Origin of the sequence: Halomonas zincidurans B6, from assembly GCF_000731955.1 — a bacterium.
Classification (GTDB): Bacteria; Pseudomonadota; Gammaproteobacteria; order Pseudomonadales; family Halomonadaceae; genus Modicisalibacter; species Modicisalibacter zincidurans.
The window spans coordinates 3,146,666-3,163,018 of sequence record NZ_JNCK01000001.1; the positions used below are offsets into that span (position 1 = coordinate 3,146,666).

Consider the following 16,353-nt stretch of genomic DNA (forward strand, 5'->3'; position numbering starts at 1 on the left):
GGTGCTGGCGTGAATCTGAACCTAACCCTGATCGGTCAGGCCATTGCCTTCGCGGTGTTCGTCTGGTTCTGCATGAAGTACGTATGGCCTCCGGTCATACAGGCGCTGCAGGAACGCCAGAAGAAGATCGCCGATGGCCTGGACGCTGCCAGCCGTGCCGCCCGCGACCTCGAAGTGGCCCAGGAACAGGCCAACGAGACGTTGCGCGAGAGCAAGGAACAGGCAGCCGAGATCCTTGAACAGGCCCACAAGCGGTCCAACCAGCTGGTCGAGGAGGCGCGCGAAAACGCCCGCCAGGAGGGCGAGCGGCTGGTGGCCAACGCCCGTTCCGAGATCGAGCAGGAAATCAACCGCGCGAAGGAAGAGCTGCGTTCGCAGGTGGCGCGACTCGCCGTCGAAGGGGCGGAACGCATCCTGGAATCCTCCATCGACGAGGCCAAACATCGCGAGCTCGTCGACAAGCTCGCCGCCGAGCTCTGAGGAGGTGACCCATGGCTGAGACGTCTACCGTCGCCCGGCCCTACGCCAAGGCGGCGTTCGAGTTCGCGCACGCCCAAGGGCAGCTCAAGGCCTGGTCCGAGATGCTGACATTGGCGGCCCGCGTGGTCGCCGATGACGACATGCAATCCCGCGTGCTGGGCAACCCCCGGTTGTCCGGCGACGACAAGGCCGATGTGATCGTCGGCGTCGGCGGTGAGGCATTCGGCGAGGAAGCGACGAACTTCCTGCGGATTCTGGGCCAGAAGAACCGCCTGGCGGCGCTGCCGGCCATCGCCGAGCAATTCGAACTGCTCAAGGCGCAGCAGGAGAAGCGCATGGACGTGACCATCGTCTCTGCCTACCCGCTCGACGCCACGCAGCAAGAAACGCTCGCGAGTGCCCTGGCCAAGCGCCTGAACCGCGAAATCTCCATTACCACTCAGGTGGACAGTGCCCTGCTGGGCGGCGTCATCCTGCGTGCCGGCGACACCGTCATCGACGGTTCGGTACGCGGTCGACTGGCCCGCTTGCGCGATTCACTTTCCGTCTGAGTTTGAGGGACATGGCATGCAGCAACTGAATCCTTCCGAAATCAGCGACATCATCAAACAGCGTATCGAGAAGCTGGATGTCGCATCCGAAGCCCGTAACCAGGGCACCATCGTCAGCGTTTCCGACGGCATCGTGAAGATTCACGGTCTGGCGGACGCGATGTTCGGCGAGATGATCGAATTCCCCGGCAGCATCTTCGGCATGGTGCTCAACCTCGAGCGCGACAACGTCGGCGCCGTGGTGCTCGGCGACTACCAGGAGCTCGAAGAGGGCATGACCGCGCAGTGTACCGGTCGCATCCTCGAAGTACCGGTGGGCCCCGAGCTGGTCGGTCGCGTGGTCGACGCGCTGGGCACGCCCATCGACGGCAAGGGCGAGATCAACGCCAAGCTGAGCGACGCGGTCGAAAAGGTCGCGCCGGGCGTGATCACCCGCCAGTCCGTCGACGAGCCGATCCAGACCGGTCTCAAGTCGATCGACGCCATGGTGCCGATCGGCCGCGGTCAGCGTGAGCTGATCATCGGCGATCGCCAGATCGGCAAGTCCGCCATCGCGGTTGATACCATCATCAACCAGAAGGGCAAGGGCGTTACCTGCATCTACGTGGCGGTGGGCCAGAAGCAGTCGACCATCGCCAGCGTGGTGCGCAAGCTTGAAGAGCACGGTGCGATGGAGCACACCATCGTCGTCGCCGCCGGCGCCGCCGACCCGGCCGCGATGCAGTTCCTGGCGCCCTACGCCGGCTGCACGATGGGTGAATACTTCCGCGATCGCGGCGAAGACGCGCTGATCGTCTACGACGATCTGACCAAGCAGGCCTGGGCCTACCGCCAGATCTCGCTGCTGCTGCGCCGCCCGCCGGGTCGCGAAGCCTACCCGGGCGACGTCTTCTACCTGCACTCGCGGCTGCTCGAGCGCGCCGCGCGGGTCAACGTCGACTACGTCGAGAAGTTCACCAATGGTGAAGTCACCGGCAAGACCGGCTCGCTGACCGCACTGCCGCTGATCGAGACCCAGGGCGGCGACGTCTCGGCATTCGTACCGACCAACGTGATCTCGATCACCGACGGCCAGATCTTCCTCGAGACGGGGCTGTTCAACTCGGGCATCCGCCCGGCGATCAACGCCGGCCTGTCGGTGTCCCGCGTGGGTGGCTCGGCGCAGACCAAGATCATCAAGAAGCTGGGCGGCGGCGTGCGTCTGGCGCTGGCCCAGTATCGCGAACTGGCGGCGTTCTCGCAGTTCGCCTCGGATCTCGACGAAGCCACCCGCAAGCAGCTCGAACATGGCCAGCGAGTCACCGAGCTGATGAAGCAGAAGCAGTACTCGCCGATGTCCGTCGCGGAGATGGCGCTGTCGCTGTTCGCTGCCAACGAAGGCTTCCTGGATGATGTCGACGTCAGCAAGGTGCTGGACTTCGAGAGCGCGCTGCACGACTACATGAAGTCGGAAAACGGCGAGCTGCTCGACAAGATCAACCAGACCGGCGACTACAGCGACGAGATCAAGCAAGGTCTCAAGTCCGGCGTCGAGCAATTCAAGGCTACTCAGACCTGGTGATCGTTCGGGCCCGCTACACGGCGGGCCCGAGATTTCCCTGAGGGGCCACGAATAAGGTAGATCGCGATGGCAGCTGCAAAAGAGATTCGCACCCAGATCGGGAGCATCAAGAATACGCAGAAGATCACCAGCGCCATGGAAATGGTCGCTGCGTCGAAGATGCGTAAGGCGCAAGAGCGGATGTGGGCCAGCCAGCCGTATGCCAAGCAGATCCGCAAGGTCGTCGGTCACGTCGCCCGGGCCAACCCCGAGTACCGTCACCCGTACACCCTCGAGCGCGAGGTCGAACGGATCGGTTACATCGTGGTGTCCAGCGACCGCGGCCTGGCCGGTGGCTTGAACGTCAATCTGTTCAAGACCCTGGTCAGGGATGCCCGCGAATGGCGTGACAAGGGCGCCGAGATCGACTTCGTCGCTATCGGCGCCAAGGCCGGAACCTTCTTTCGCAATCATGGCGGCAATTTGCTCGCCGCCAAGAGCGGACTCGGCGAGTCGCCGGAGCCGAAGGATCTGATCGGTAGCGTCAAGGTGATGCTCGACGCCTTCGATGAAGGCACGCTCGACCGGATCAACGTGGTGTACAACGAGTTCGTCAACACCATGTCGCAGAAGCCGGTGGTGCGCCAACTGGTGCCGCTGGCCACTTCCGACGAGGGTGGCGACGAGGAACAAAACCGTCCCGACAGCTGGGACTACCTGTATGAGCCGGATGCCCAGGACCTGCTCGACAAGCTGCTCAAGCGCTATGTCGAGGCCCAGGTCTATCAGGCGGTGGTCGAGAATGCAGCCTGCGAGCAGGCGGCGCGCATGATCGCGATGAAGAACGCGACCGACAACGCCGGCGACCTGATCGACGATTTGCAACTGGTGTACAACAAGGCCCGTCAGGCGGCCATTACCCAGGAAATCTCCGAGATCGTAAGTGGCGCCGCCGCGGTATAGCGCGCCGGTGAGGCTAAGCAGGTTTCATTTGCAGGTATAAGAGGAACCAAGATGAGCGGACGTATCGTACAAATCATCGGCGCGGTGATTGACGTAGAGTTTCCGCGGGACGACGTGCCCAAGGTCTACGACGCGCTGAAGGTCTCGGAAACCGGGACCGTTCTCGAAGTCCAGCAGCAGCTGGGCGATGGCGTGGTGCGAGCCATCGCCATGGGCTCCACCGAAGGCCTGAAGCGTGGCTATGAAGTCACCAACAGCGGCACGGCGATCTCGGTGCCGGTGGGCAAGGCCACGCTGGGGCGGATCATGAACGTGCTCGGCGAGCCGATCGATGAAGCCGGCGAGATCGGCGAAGAAGAGCGCATGCCGATCCACCGCAAGGCGCCGACTTACGCCGAGCAGGCGGCGTCCAACGAGCTGCTCGAGACCGGCATCAAGGTCATCGATCTGGTCTGCCCGTTCGCCAAGGGCGGCAAGGTCGGCCTGTTCGGCGGCGCCGGTGTCGGCAAGACCGTCAACATGATGGAGCTGATCCGCAATATCGCCACCGAGCACAGCGGTTACTCGGTGTTCGCCGGGGTCGGCGAGCGGACCCGCGAGGGCAACGACTTCTACTACGAGATGCAGGAGTCCAACGTTCTCGATAAGGTCTCGCTGGTCTACGGCCAGATGAACGAGCCGCCGGGCAACCGCCTGCGCGTGGCGCTGACCGGGCTGACCGTCGCCGAGAAGTTCCGCGACGAAGGCCGCGACGTGCTGCTGTTCATCGACAACATCTACCGCTACACGCTGGCGGGGACCGAAGTCTCGGCGCTGCTGGGCCGCATGCCCTCCGCGGTCGGTTACCAGCCGACGCTGGCCGAGGAGATGGGGGTGCTGCAGGAGCGCATCACCTCGACCAAGACCGGCTCGATCACCTCCGTGCAGGCCGTCTACGTGCCCGCGGACGACTTGACCGATCCGTCGCCGGCGACCACCTTCGCCCACCTCGACGCCACCGTGGTACTGGCGCGCTCGATCGCCGAGCTGGGCATCTACCCGGCCATCGATCCGCTGGATTCCACCTCGCGTCAGCTCGACCCGCTGGTGGTCGGCGACGAGCATTACGACACCGCGCGCGGCGTGCAGAACGTGCTGCAGCGTTACAAGGAGCTCAAGGACATCATCGCGATCCTGGGGATGGACGAGCTGTCCGACGAGGACAAGCAGTCGGTCAACCGGGCGCGCAAGATCCAGCGCTTCCTGTCGCAGCCGTTCTTCGTCGCCGAGGTCTTCACCGGCGCACCCGGCAAGTACGTGTCGCTGAAGGACACCATTCGTGGTTTCCAGGGGATCCTCAACGGCGAGTACGACGAGCTGCCGGAACAGGCTTTCTACATGGTTGGCACCATCGACGAGGCTGTCGAGAAAGCCAACAAGATGAAGTAAGCCGTCCACCAGGGGGATCAAGGTATGGCGAACAGCTTCCAATGCGAGATCGTCAGCGCCGAACGCTCGATCTTCTCCGGCGAGATCCGCCAGATCGTCGCCGCGGGGATGATGGGCGACCTGGGCATCATGCCCGGTCATGCGCCGCTGCTGACCGAGCTCAAGCCGGGTCCGCTGCGGATCCTCGGCGAGGATGGCGAGGAGAGCATCTACTATGTCGACGGCGGTTTCATCGAAGTCCAGCCGACGCTGGTATCGGTGCTCGCCGACAGTGCGGTGCGCGCGCGCGACCTCGACGAGGCCGAGGCCGAGTCGGCGCGCCAGGAGGCGCAGAAGTCGCTCAACGAGAAACAGTCGGACCTGGACTATACCCGGGCCGCGGCGGAGCTCGCCGAGGCGGTGGCCAAGCTGCGCACCCTCGATCAGCTGCGCCGCTTGGGCGGCAAGCGCTGATCCGCGCAAAGGCTGCAATGAATACCCCGTGGGCCGCCACGGGGTATTTTTTTGTCTGGCTGAAGCCGGCGGTACATGAACGACCCTCAACAAGGCTTATGCCTATAAGCCGGTCGAGTCCGACAAGGCGGGACGGGGTTACGGCAAAACGCTGAAACAAGGCAGGCAATGGTCGCGATCGCCTGCTGGCGTTGGTAGCGTCAGGCGCTGCGCCGTAGAATGTCACGCAAGCGATCGGCGGTAATCTGGAACGCGGTACGTTGCAACAGCGCGGTACTTTGCAACGACGCGGTACTTTGCAACGACCCGGTACTTTGCAACATAGGAGCGGTAATGACTCTCGATGTAGTGATCCTGGCGGCGGGCCAGGGGACACGGATGCGTTCGGCACGGCCCAAGGTACTGCACGAGCTGGCGGGCAGGCCGCTGATCAATCATGTCATCGCCACCGCGTCCGGCCTCGAGGACGCTCGGCTGCACGTGGTGATCGGTCACGGCGGCGAGCAGGTCCGCGAGGCGCTCGCCGACGCCGAGGTCAATTTCGTCGTCCAGGCCGAACAGAGGGGCACCGGCCATGCCGTGGCCCAGGCGCTCGAGGGGCTCGGCGATGGCAAGGTGCTGGTGTTGTACGCCGACGTGCCGCTGATTCGCCGTGACACGCTGGCGGCGCTGCTCGAGCGGGTCGGCGAGCAGTGCATGGGCCTGCTTACCGTCGAGCTGAACGAGCCCGCCGGCTACGGGCGCATCAAGCGTGACGCCGGCGGCGAGGCGGTGGCGATCGTCGAGCACAAGGACGCCAGCGCCGAGGAGCGCGCCATCGGCGAGTGCAATACCGGGATCATGGCGATGACGGCCGCGCACCTGCGGCGCTGGTTGCCGCAGCTCTCGGCCGATAACGCGCAGGGCGAATACTACCTGACCGACGTGATTGCCATGGCCGCCGCCGAAGGCACCGCGATCGCCACCACCCAGCCCGGCTCGCCCGGCGAGGTCGAGGGCATCAACGACCGCGTCCAGCTGGCGCGCCTGGAGCGCGTCTATCAGGCCGGCGAGGCCGAGCGGTTGATGCGCGAGGGCGTGGCACTGGCCGATCCGGCGCGCCTCGACGTGCGCGGCGAACTGCTCTGCGCGCGCGACGTCGTCATCGACGTCGGCTGTGTCTTCGCGGGTCGCGTCGAGATAGCCGGTGACGTGAGGGTGGGGCCTTACTGCGTGATCCGCGACAGCCGCATCGGCCCGGGCAGCGTGATCGAGGCGCATAGCGTGATCGATGGCGCGGTGATCGACGGCGATAGCCAGATCGGCCCGTTCGCGCGGCTGCGTCCCGGTACGCAGCTGGCGCGCGGCGCCAAGGTCGGCAACTTCGTTGAAACCAAGAACGCCACGCTCGGCGAGGGCGCCAAGATCAACCATCTCAGCTACGTCGGCGACGCGCGGCTGGGTCGTGGCGTCAATGTGGGCGCCGGCACCATCACCTGCAACTACGACGGCGCCAACAAGCACCGTACCGAAATCGGCGATCATGCCTTCATCGGCTCCAATACCGCGCTGGTGGCGCCGGTATCGGTGGGCGAGGGGGCGACCGTGGGGGCCGGTTCCACGATCAGCAAGGATGTCGAGGCCGGCGCGCTGGCACTGGCGCGTGGTCGTCAGATCAGCAAGTCCGACTGGGTGCGACCGCAGAAGTCGCCCAAGCGCGATCATTGAGGAGTAGCGAACATGTGTGGAATCGTTGGCGCCGTTGCCGAGCGCAATGTGCAGGAGATCCTGCTCGAGGGCCTGCGACGGCTCGAGTACCGGGGGTACGATTCGGCGGGCTTGGCGGTGCTGTCCGACGATGCGCGGCTCAATCGCCAGCGAGCGATCGGCAAGGTCGCGGCTCTCGAGCAGCGCCTGCACGAGGCGCCGCTGATCGGTACGGTGGGCATTGCCCATACACGCTGGGCGACCCATGGTCGGCCCAACGAGGAGAATGCCCATCCTCACCAGTCCGGCGAGAGCCTGGCGGTGGTGCACAACGGCATCATCGAGAACTTCGAGCCGCTCAAGCGTGAACTCGAGGGCCAGGGTTACGTCTTCACCTCGCAGACCGACACCGAGGTCGTCGCGCATCTGCTGGCGCGTGAATTCAATCGTACCCAGGACCTGCTCGCGGCGGTACAGACGGTGGTCGCGACCCTCGATGGCGCCTATGCGCTGGCGGTTCTCCACAGGGCCCAGCCCGACGTGATCGTCGGTGCCCGCCAGGGCAGCCCGCTGGTCGTCGGGGTCGGTATCGGCGAAAGCTTTCTGGCATCGGATCCGATGGCCTTGTTGCCGGTCACGGATCGTTTCATCTACCTCCAGGAAGGCGATGTGGTGCGTATCGCTCGCGGCGAGCCGGTAGCCGTCTTCGATCGTCGTGGCGAGCGTCAGCAGCGCAGCGTGCAGACCTACGAGCATGGCGACGGCACGGTCACCAAGGGCGGCTATCGGCATTTCATGCTCAAGGAGATCCACGAGCAGCCGCAGGTCATTGCCGCCGCGCTGGAAGGCCGGCTCAGCGAGCGTCACGCGCTGATCAAGAGCTTCGGCAGCGAGGCCGAGGCGGTATTCGCCGAAGCCCGCCAGATCCATATCATCGCCTGTGGCACCAGCTATCACGCCGGGCTGGTGGCACGCTACTGGCTGGAAAGATACGCCGGCATCCCCACCCAGGTCGAGGTCGCTTCGGAGTATCGCTATCGTCGGGTCGTGGTTCCCGAGGGAACGCTGTTCGTGACCCTCTCGCAGTCCGGTGAAACCGCCGACACGCTGGCCGCCCTGCGCTTCGCTCGTGAGCGCGGTTACCTGGCCAGCCTGGCGATCTGCAACGTGCCGGGCAGTTCGCTGGTACGCGAGTCGGATCTGGCGCTGATGACGCATGCCGGCCCCGAAATCGGCGTGGCCTCGACCAAGGCGTTCACCACTCAGTTGGTCGCGCTGATGCTGTTGACGCTATCGCTGGGACGATTGCGCGGCATGGACGAAACCCGCGAGAGCGAGATCGTCCAGGCCCTGCATGGCTTGCCCCAGGCCATCTCTCAGGTGCTCGGCCTGGACGGCGCCATCGAGGAACTGGCCATGGCCTTTGCCGAGAAGGAACATGCGCTGTTCCTCGGCCGCGGCGCGCACTTCCCGATCGCCCTGGAGGGCGCGCTCAAGCTCAAGGAAATTTCCTACATCCACGCCGAAGCCTACCCGGCCGGCGAGCTCAAGCACGGTCCGCTGGCACTGATCGACAGCGACATGCCGGTGATTTCCGTCGCCCCCAACGACGAGCTGCTCGAGAAACTCAAGTCCAACCTTCAGGAGGTTCGCGCCCGCGGTGGCGAGCTGTTCGTGTTCGCCGACGAGGCGGTTGCCCTGGAAGAGGCGGAAGGCGTCACCGTGATGCGACTTGCGCACATCGACGAGGCGCTGGCACCGATTCTCTACACCGTGCCGCTGCAGTTGCTTTCCTACCATGTCGCCGTGCTCAAGGGCACCGACGTCGATCAGCCGCGCAACCTGGCCAAGTCGGTTACCGTCGAATAAGTTGTCGGGCGGCTATGACCAACTGTTGGGAAATGAAAATATAGATTCATCCTCTTTGTTCTCATAACCCATTGATTCATCGTGAACGCACGGGAGTGCCAAGGTCCAAAGTATCATCCTATGGGACTGAGCATGGAACACCGTGCCCAACAATCAAGCCAGTGTCCCGGCCAAGGCCTCGCCCTGGCGGGTCAAGGGTAGTTTTGGCGAGCGTGAACTACGGACGTGACTTCGATGCGGTCAGTTACCTGGTAGACCACGATAAAATTCGGATGGGCCACGATCTCCCGTGTGCCTGATACGCGGCCGACTCGGTGAAGGTAGGGGTGCTCTGCTACCGACTCTACTATGGATTCTAGGCGGCCACGGAGCCGCTTGGCGGCCTATGGGTCACGTGCAGCGATGTAGGAGACAATTTCTAGCAGGTCTGCGATTGCATCGTCATGCCAGTGGATCGGCAGCGTCACGAATCCGCGCCGCCCTGGTGCTTCTTCGCCTCAGCAATGATCGCGTCTGACTTGGCCATGACCTGATCATGGGGCATTCCTCGGCCAGGGTTGTCGATGCTGTGCTGTACCTTGGTATGGAACCAGCGGTCGTAGCTATCGGCCTGCTCCTGCGTCTCGAACTCCGAGACGATGGGGTCTAGCTGGGTGCTCATAGGGCTACCTCCTCGGTTGCTACCAGTCTAATCGGAGTCGTCCGGTTTGTCGCTCCTGAGTGCTTGAACAGTCCTTGTTGCGAGCAAGCGCGCCAGTAGCTCCGGCTCGTTGATTGCATGCAAGGATGAATCTTTATTTTCAAGATGACACTTTATTCTCATCCCACACCTGAGAGGTATCTATGGAAGGGCGGCCCGAATTGCCAGGCCACCTCTTCGCGGGGCGCGTTCGCCGCGCATCCAACCTCTTATTCAGTCATCGATTCCACCCATGCAGATATATTTTATTTCCAGGTAGTCATCGACACCGTACTTGGAACCTTCGCGACCGAGACCTGACTCCTTGATGCCACCGAAGGGGGTCGCCTCATTGCTTATGGCCACTTCATTCACCCCTACCATGCCGTACTCGATGCTCTCGGAGACACGCCAGGCTCGGCCGATATCACGGGTGTAGAGGTAGGAGGCGAGCCCTACTTCGGTATCGTTGGCCATGGCAATGGCTTCGGCTTCATCCTTGAAGCGAAAGATCGGTGCCACCGGCCCGAAGATCTCTTCTCGGAACACGCGCATCCGACTATCCACATGGGTCAATACGGTGGGCTGATAGAAGCACGCGCCCTGGCTATCGGGCGCCCCGCCGGTAGTCGCCACTGCGCCCCCTGCTAGCGCGCTCTCAACCATGGCGTGAACATCCTTAACTGCGGCTTCGTTCACCAACGGTCCCATGGTGACGCTCGCGTCCAGGCCATTGCCCAGCGTGAACTCGTTCACCTTGGCGGTGAATTTCTCGACGAAGGCATCGTAAACGCCGTCCTGTACTAGGATGCGGTTGGCACAAATACAGGTCTGCCCCGCATTGCGATATTTGGAGGCCAGCGCGCCGGCGACGGCCTTGTCCAGGTTGGCATCGTCGAACACGATGATCGGCGCATTACCTCCCAGTTCCATCGATACCTTCTTAACGCTATCGGCGCACTGCTTGAGCAGCAGCTTGCCTACCGGCGTCGAGCCGGTGAACGTCAGCTTACGCACGGCCGGGTTACTGGTCAGTTCGTTACCGATGGCGCTGGAGCTGGAGCTTGAACCCACTACCAAATTCAGTACCCCAGCAGGCACACCGGCACGCTCGGCCAGCTCGATCATCGCGAGTGCCGAGAGTGGTGTTTCCTTGGCCGGCTTGATGACGAAGGTACAGCCCACCGCCAGTGCCGGCCCAGCCTTGCGTGCCAGCATGGCATTGGGAAAGTTCCACGGCGTGATCGCCGCCACCACACCCACCGGTTGCCGGGTGGTCATCAGGCGACGGTCGTTGGCGATGGTCGGAATCACATCGCCATAGACGCGTTTGGCCTCCTCGGCGAACCACTCGATGAAGGATGCACCGTAGGCTACCTCGCCCCTGGCTTCGGCAAGCGGCTTGCCCTGCTCGCTGGTCATGATCAACGCCAGGTCGTCCTGATGTTGCATCATCAGGTCGTGCCAGCGGCGCAGGATGACGCTGCGTTCCTTGGCGGTCCGGGCTTGCCAGGCCGGCATCGCGCGCTGGGCCGCCTCGATGGCGAGCCGGGTTTCCGCGGCACCTACGCTGGCCACCCGGGCGATCACTTCGCCGGTAGCCGGATTAGTCACCTCGAAGGTGTCTCCCTGGGCTCCGTCCACCCACTGACCATCGATATAGGCCTGTGTTTTCAACAGGCCGGGGTCCGTCAATTGCAGTGTCATTTTCAGCCTCAAAATTGGATTTAGGGTGAGCAGGTTTTCGCTTTTCTATCCGGAAGAGAAACAATGGCATAAACCACTGCGGTAAGAAGTACCGTTGGATACACAGCTCCGGTATAATCCGCAAGAAGTGGCAAATCAACCATCAACAAATACGCGACAACACCCACGACCCATACTGCGACCGCCTTCAGATTAACCCCTTTATAGTACCAGTAAACACCACCTTCTTTTTCCAAGCTATTTACATCATATTTTCTTTTTCGAATAAAAAAATAATCAGAAATAAGAATTCCAAGCAATGCGCTCAGCGCCATCCCTACATAACTCAGGAACCACATGAAAGCTCCTAGAAAACTATCCATGTAAAGCGGAATAAGCATAAGTACACCGGATAGGATGGTAACCGTCCATATGGCATGTAGTGGCTTCAATTTTTTCGTCACATTGGTCACTGATATCCCAGCTGCCATTAGATTGACAACATTGGTAGTCACGCTAGCAACGATGATAAACACCAGTGCGACCCAACCAAGCCCCATCCCGCTAACGAGCGAGCTAGGATCAGAATTATCTGGATTAAACTCCCCTGTAGCCAAGGCAACTCCGATGGTTGCAACAACACCTACAAAGATAAACCACACCAATGAGACAGTCGCACCGATAAGAGGGGCTAACGTCGCCGACTTTGAAGTTCGGGTATATCGCGTAAATTCGGCTATCCCAAGCACCCACGCCAAACTGAATGCAGCCATGATGTCTACTGCTGTTCCAGTTTTCATTGTATTTTCCGGGGAGGGCCTCCAAGCCATGATATCTGTAAGGGAATGTTGCTTAAAAACGATGAAAGTAACTAATGCACCTAACGCAAGTATAATAAAAACCCCTGCCCTTTCAACAATCTTCACCGATTTACGGCCAAGAGATACGGCAATGAAATTCAACGCACTCATGAATATTATCCCTACTATCATCGGCCCAGTACTCCCCGGCTCTCCGAACGAGGCCCAGCCAAATAATTCTGAAAATATAATACTCATGGAAATTACAGCAATAAACGTATTTACAACTGCCCACCCTGTAAACACAATTGTGTTCAATAAAGTGGGTAGGGCGCTACCCTTAACACCGAATGCCGGACGCGTCAGAGCCATTGTTGAGACGCCAATTTTAAACCCCATCAGCCCAACAAGCGCAAGAACAAGATAGGCTATCGGATTGGCGATTAAAGCGACAATGATGGCTCCGCCAAACGTGGCACCGGCAACAGACCCACCTAAATACCAAGACGCATTATTAGTATTCGCCCCAAACCATAAGAACACCATGTCCCAGAACCCCATGTTCCTTTGTCGCATGGGAACTTCCTCTGTTGCATAGTACTCCACGGAGGTTTCACTCAAACTCTCGCTGCCTTGGGCTACTTTGCTTTGACTTACATTTTGTTTTAGTCCCATAACCGTCATCTACCTATCGCTTGTTGTATTTTATCAAAAGCATCTCTCATGCTTTCTGGAGTAAAGCTCAATTCATCAGGCACGTGAGACTCCCACACATAATGCTCTTTCCCTAACAGCATATTTTTCAGCTGAATCGATTCCCAAACCCTTATATCGTATATCCAATTTGCCATTATTAAGATGGCAGCCATATGCGCTCCTTCCGTCGTAGCCCCACATATGTCATTAACGATATTGACTTGATAATCTCGTGAATAGGCATCCAGCACCGTAGACAACACGCAGACATCCGTAAGAACCCCGCCAACCATCAAATGCTCAACACCCAGTTCTTGAAGCACTGCATCTAAATTTGAGCCAAAAAAACCACTATAGCGATATTTGTCAATCACGATGTCATTTTTCGCGGGCGACAATTCATCAAGTATCTCAACGGCCTTTGTATGAGAATTATAATAAATCGGATTTCCAGCCTCTTTTACCGGCTCATTGTTTGCCAAACCAATGCCATCGGATCGGTTTATATGGCGCGTATAAATAACAGGAATGCCCAGCTCTCGACATGTTTTTTCGAGAGCTTTCGTTCCTTTTATTATATCTTCCAGACCAACAACGTCAGAGGTCCCCTCCTCTTTTTGAAGGTCTATCAAGAGCAATGCTGTTTTTTTTATTTCCAAGCCTTTCTCCTTTAAAGCCAGAGGAATCTCAGTCTGCTATTAATTGGTGCCAAGCTGCGAACGCCTTGCTTAGCACCAACCGCCATCACTCAACGAAAGTGCGGCACGACCTCGCGGATGAACAGCTCCAGCGAGCGCTTCTTCTCCTCGAAGGGCAGCGTATTGTCGGTCCAGAAGCTGTATTCGGTGATGCCCAGTCTTTCGTAGTGCTTGAGCCGCTCGACGAGTTCCGCCGGCGTGCCGATCATCATGTTGCGACGCAGGCTGTCGAGGTCGAACTCGGGGTTGTCGGCGACGGACGCCGGCGAGACGGGATCGATGAAGCCGTCGACCGCCGCCTGGTCGTTCTTGAACCAGGCCAGGAAGTAGCGATAGAAGCGATTGAGGGCCTCGGCGCCCCGACGCCAGCCTTCCGGCTCGCCCTCTTCGTGGACGAAGGTATGCCGCAGCAGCATCAGGTCGGGCCGCGCGACGTCGGGGTGGTTGTCACAGGCGGTGTCGAACTTGCGCGCCAGGTCGGCCACTTCCTCGTCGCCCTTCATCAACGCCGTGACCATCACGTTGCAGCCATTGGCGACCGCAAAGTCGTGGGAGTTGGGGTCGCGGGCGGCGATCCACATCGGCGGCAACGCGGCCTGCACCGGCTTGGGCACACTGGTCGTGGTGGGGAAGCGATAGACCTCGCCTTCATGGGCGTAGTCGCCCTGCCACAGCCGGCGGATCGCCGGCACCATCTCGCGCAAGGCCTGCCCGCCATCCGCCGCCGACATGCCATCGACGAGACGATCGAACTCGAACTGATAGGCGCCCCGCGCGATGCCGAACTCCAGGCGACCCTCGCTGATCACGTCGAGCATCGCCGCCTCGCCGGCGAGGCGCACCGGGTCCCAGAACGGCGCGACGAAGGTGCCGGCGCCGAGGCGGATGCGCTCGGTCTTGCCCGCCAGGTAGGCCAGCTGGGCCAGCGGGCTCGGCGACGAGGTGAATTGCATGCCGTGGTGCTCACCGATCCAGGCGGTGCGAAAGCCCCCCGCCTCGGCGATCTTCACCAGCTCGCAGAGTTCCTCGAACAGCTGCCGATGGTCCTGTTGCGCGTGGTAGCGCTCCATGTGCACGAAAAGCGAAAACTGCATCTCTATTCTCCCGATGTCGTCAGGGTGTCTCGGTCAGGCGGGTGTTCATCGCCGCCTCGCCGGCGGCCTCTTCGCGCAGTGCCTTGATCATGCAGTAGCACATGATCAGCAGCGCCAGCGAGAATGGCAGGGCCGCAGCGATGGCTGCCGTCTGCAGGGCCTCCAGGCCACCGGCCAGCAACAGCACCGCCGAGGTGGCGCCGAGCCCCAGGCCCCAGATCACGCGATAGAGCTGCGGCGGATGCGGATTGCCCTTGGCCAGAATGGTGCAGATGACCAGGGTCCCTGAGTCGGCGGACGTCACGAACCAGGTGACGATCATCAGTGTCGCCATGGCGGTCATAAAGCCTGTGGCCCAGGGTACGTCAAGCGCTTCGATGGTTTGGAACAGCACCTTGGTGACGTTCTCGTTAGCCACTGAGGCCAGGTCGACACCACCGAATAACTGCAGATGTAACGCAGTACCGCCGAAGATCACGATCCATGCGGTGGCACCTAGGGTTGCAGCCAGCATGCCACCGAAGAGCACTTCACGAATGGTACGGCCGCGGGAAATACGGGCGATGAACATACCGACGTAGGGGCCCCAGGACAGCCACCAGCCCCAATAGAACAGCGTCCACCAGCCCTGCCACTGGCTCTCGGGGTCGGGGTCGGTCCAGAACCCCATGCTGACGATGTTGGCCAGATAATCGCCCAGGCTGGTAGTGAACATGGTCAACAGGAACACGGTGGGGCCGGCCAGCACGAAAAAGGCGAACAGGATCATGCTGAGATGAATGTTCCATTCGCTGAGCAGGCGGATCCCCTTCTTGAGCCCCGACACCGCCGAAAGGGTCGCCGCCACGGTCACCCCCATCACCAGCAGCACCTGATTGGTACTGGAGATTTCCAGACCGAACAGGCTATTGAGGCCGGCATTCATTTGCGACACGCCAAGCCCCAGGGTGGTAGCGGTGCCGAACAGCGTTGCAAAGATCGCTAGCAGGTCGATGGCGTGCCCGATCGGCCCGTAAATGCGCTCACCGAGCAAGGGGTAGAACGCCGAACGAATGGTCATCGGCAGGCCGCGCCGGTAGGCGAAATAGGCGAGGATGGTGCCGACCAGGATATAGATCGCCCAGCCGTGCAGGCCCCAGTGGAAGATGGTGATGCGCAGGGCGGTCTGCGCCGCCGCCAGGGTGTTGGGTTCGACCCCGGCCATGGCGATGAAGGGGTTGCCCTGCAGATGGGTGAGCGGCTCGGCGATGCTCCAGAACAGCAACCCGGTACCCACCGCGGCACTGAACAGCATGGCGAACCAAGTGAAATTAGAGAACTCGGGGCGTTCGTCGTCGCGCCCCAGGCGCAGCTTGCCATACGGGCTGACGATGATGGCGATGGCGACGATCAGCACCACGTTGACCGTGAGGATGTAGTACCAGCCGAGCTCCTGCTCGATGAACTGCTTCACGCCCTGGTAGAGGCTATTGGCCAAGGTCGGCTGGAGCACGGTGAATAGCACGAAGGCGATTACCATCGCTATCGAGGCGATCGCCAGGGTCCTGTCCACGCCGGCGAACACACCGCGGCTTGACGTGACCTGTCTAGAGTCTTGCATGAGGGCACTCTCCCTAAATGGGACTTTTGTAGTTATCGCTGGCGCCTGGACGCCGCACGAATCCAAAGCGTTATCGAGCCGCCTGCGCAACTCACTGCGCAGAGCGTGTTGGCTGTCGTTTATATTGGTA

General features: G+C 61.0%; 14 protein-coding genes and 1 pseudogene. 8 read left to right on the forward strand and 7 right to left on the reverse strand.

Annotated elements, in window-relative coordinates; translation table 11 throughout:
• The first annotated feature begins 9 nt into the window (after positions 1 to 9).
• The 8 genes from HALZIN_RS0114805 to glmS all read left to right on the forward strand — a co-directional run bounded on the left by HALZIN_RS0114805 (position 10) and on the right by glmS (position 8,970).
• Positions 10 to 480, forward strand: a complete 471-nt coding sequence (locus HALZIN_RS0114805) for a F0F1 ATP synthase subunit B (RefSeq protein ID WP_031384966.1) — start codon at positions 10 to 12, stop codon at positions 478 to 480.
• Between the two features lie 11 nt (positions 481 to 491).
• Positions 492 to 1,031 (forward strand): F0F1 ATP synthase subunit delta, encoded by a 540-nt coding sequence (locus tag HALZIN_RS0114810; RefSeq protein ID WP_031384967.1) that lies wholly within the window; start codon positions 492 to 494, stop codon positions 1,029 to 1,031.
• 16 nt (positions 1,032 to 1,047) lie between these two features.
• A complete protein-coding gene (atpA, locus tag HALZIN_RS0114815; RefSeq protein WP_031384968.1) occupies positions 1,048 to 2,592 on the forward strand; it encodes a F0F1 ATP synthase subunit alpha in 1,545 nt (514 codons plus the stop codon).
• A gap of 66 nt (positions 2,593 to 2,658) precedes the next feature.
• Positions 2,659 to 3,534, forward strand: coding sequence for a F0F1 ATP synthase subunit gamma (gene atpG, locus HALZIN_RS0114820; protein ID WP_031384969.1), 876 nt, complete (start codon positions 2,659 to 2,661; stop codon positions 3,532 to 3,534).
• A gap of 51 nt (positions 3,535 to 3,585) precedes the next feature.
• Positions 3,586 to 4,962 (forward strand): F0F1 ATP synthase subunit beta, encoded by a 1,377-nt coding sequence (gene atpD, locus HALZIN_RS0114825; RefSeq protein WP_031384970.1) that lies wholly within the window; start codon positions 3,586 to 3,588, stop codon positions 4,960 to 4,962.
• 24 nt (positions 4,963 to 4,986) lie between these two features.
• The gene (locus HALZIN_RS0114830) at positions 4,987 to 5,415 is read left to right on the forward strand and encodes a F0F1 ATP synthase subunit epsilon (protein ID WP_031384971.1); all 429 of its coding nucleotides are present in this window, start codon (positions 4,987 to 4,989) and stop codon (positions 5,413 to 5,415) included.
• Positions 5,416 to 5,748: 333 nt separating this feature from the next.
• Entirely contained in the window at positions 5,749 to 7,122 is a 1,374-nt protein-coding gene (gene glmU / locus HALZIN_RS0114835; RefSeq protein ID WP_031384972.1) for a bifunctional UDP-N-acetylglucosamine diphosphorylase/glucosamine-1-phosphate N-acetyltransferase GlmU, read from the forward strand.
• 12 nt (positions 7,123 to 7,134) lie between these two features.
• On the forward strand, positions 7,135 to 8,970 hold the full coding sequence (gene glmS, locus HALZIN_RS0114840) for a glutamine--fructose-6-phosphate transaminase (isomerizing) (RefSeq protein ID WP_031384973.1): 1,836 nt from the start codon (positions 7,135 to 7,137) through the stop codon (positions 8,968 to 8,970).
• Positions 8,971 to 9,161: 191 nt separating this feature from the next.
• Here the strand turns inward: glmS and HALZIN_RS18485 are convergent.
• The 7 genes and pseudogenes from HALZIN_RS18485 to HALZIN_RS0114865 all read right to left on the reverse strand — a co-directional run.
• Positions 9,162 to 9,341 (reverse strand): annotated as a pseudogene (locus HALZIN_RS18485) (type II toxin-antitoxin system RelE/ParE family toxin); the annotation flags it as partial.
• A gap of 92 nt (positions 9,342 to 9,433) precedes the next feature.
• On the reverse strand, positions 9,434 to 9,631 hold the full coding sequence (gene relB / locus HALZIN_RS0114845) for a type II toxin-antitoxin system RelB family antitoxin (protein WP_031384974.1): 198 nt from the start codon (positions 9,629 to 9,631) through the stop codon (positions 9,434 to 9,436).
• A gap of 252 nt (positions 9,632 to 9,883) precedes the next feature.
• A complete protein-coding gene (locus HALZIN_RS0114850; protein ID WP_031384975.1) occupies positions 9,884 to 11,356 on the reverse strand; it encodes an NAD-dependent succinate-semialdehyde dehydrogenase in 1,473 nt (490 codons plus the stop codon).
• A 20-nt stretch (positions 11,357 to 11,376) separates the two neighbouring features.
• Positions 11,377 to 12,819 (reverse strand): purine-cytosine permease family protein, encoded by a 1,443-nt coding sequence (locus HALZIN_RS17660; protein WP_201448202.1) that lies wholly within the window; start codon positions 12,817 to 12,819, stop codon positions 11,377 to 11,379.
• Positions 12,816 to 13,490 carry a cysteine hydrolase family protein gene (locus HALZIN_RS0114855; RefSeq protein WP_031384976.1) on the reverse strand — a complete coding sequence of 225 codons (675 nt, stop codon included), beginning with the start codon at positions 13,488 to 13,490 and terminating at the stop codon, positions 12,816 to 12,818. Before HALZIN_RS0114855 ends, HALZIN_RS17660 begins: the two co-directional genes overlap by 4 nt.
• Positions 13,491 to 13,579: 89 nt before the next feature.
• Positions 13,580 to 14,623 (reverse strand): LLM class flavin-dependent oxidoreductase, encoded by a 1,044-nt coding sequence (locus HALZIN_RS0114860; RefSeq protein ID WP_031384977.1) that lies wholly within the window; start codon positions 14,621 to 14,623, stop codon positions 13,580 to 13,582.
• 19 nt (positions 14,624 to 14,642) lie between these two features.
• Positions 14,643 to 16,223, reverse strand: a complete 1,581-nt coding sequence (locus tag HALZIN_RS0114865) for a BCCT family transporter (RefSeq protein ID WP_031384978.1) — start codon at positions 16,221 to 16,223, stop codon at positions 14,643 to 14,645.
• Positions 16,224 to 16,353 lie beyond the last annotated feature (130 nt).

What these genes read in the sequence shown, in the direction of transcription:
- HALZIN_RS0114810 (WP_031384967.1), top strand. Translation starts at nt 492, where the DNA reads ATGGCTGAGACGTCTACCGTCGCCCGGCCCTACGCCAAGGCGGCGTTC.
- atpA (WP_031384968.1), top strand. Translation starts at nt 1,048, where the DNA reads ATGCAGCAACTGAATCCTTCCGAAATCAGCGACATCATCAAACAGCGT.
- atpG (WP_031384969.1), top strand. Translation starts at nt 2,659, where the DNA reads ATGGCAGCTGCAAAAGAGATTCGCACCCAGATCGGGAGCATCAAGAAT.
- atpD (WP_031384970.1), top strand. Translation starts at nt 3,586, where the DNA reads ATGAGCGGACGTATCGTACAAATCATCGGCGCGGTGATTGACGTAGAG.
- HALZIN_RS0114830 (WP_031384971.1), top strand. Translation starts at nt 4,987, where the DNA reads ATGGCGAACAGCTTCCAATGCGAGATCGTCAGCGCCGAACGCTCGATC.
- glmU (WP_031384972.1), top strand. Translation starts at nt 5,749, where the DNA reads ATGACTCTCGATGTAGTGATCCTGGCGGCGGGCCAGGGGACACGGATG.
- glmS (WP_031384973.1), top strand. Translation starts at nt 7,135, where the DNA reads ATGTGTGGAATCGTTGGCGCCGTTGCCGAGCGCAATGTGCAGGAGATC.
- relB (WP_031384974.1), bottom strand. Translation starts at nt 9,631, where the DNA reads ATGAGCACCCAGCTAGACCCCATCGTCTCGGAGTTCGAGACGCAGGAG.
- HALZIN_RS0114850 (WP_031384975.1), bottom strand. Translation starts at nt 11,356, where the DNA reads ATGACACTGCAATTGACGGACCCCGGCCTGTTGAAAACACAGGCCTAT.
- HALZIN_RS17660 (WP_201448202.1), bottom strand. Translation starts at nt 12,819, where the DNA reads ATGACGGTTATGGGACTAAAACAAAATGTAAGTCAAAGCAAAGTAGCC.
- HALZIN_RS0114860 (WP_031384977.1), bottom strand. Translation starts at nt 14,623, where the DNA reads ATGCAGTTTTCGCTTTTCGTGCACATGGAGCGCTACCACGCGCAACAG.
- HALZIN_RS0114865 (WP_031384978.1), bottom strand. Translation starts at nt 16,223, where the DNA reads ATGCAAGACTCTAGACAGGTCACGTCAAGCCGCGGTGTGTTCGCCGGC.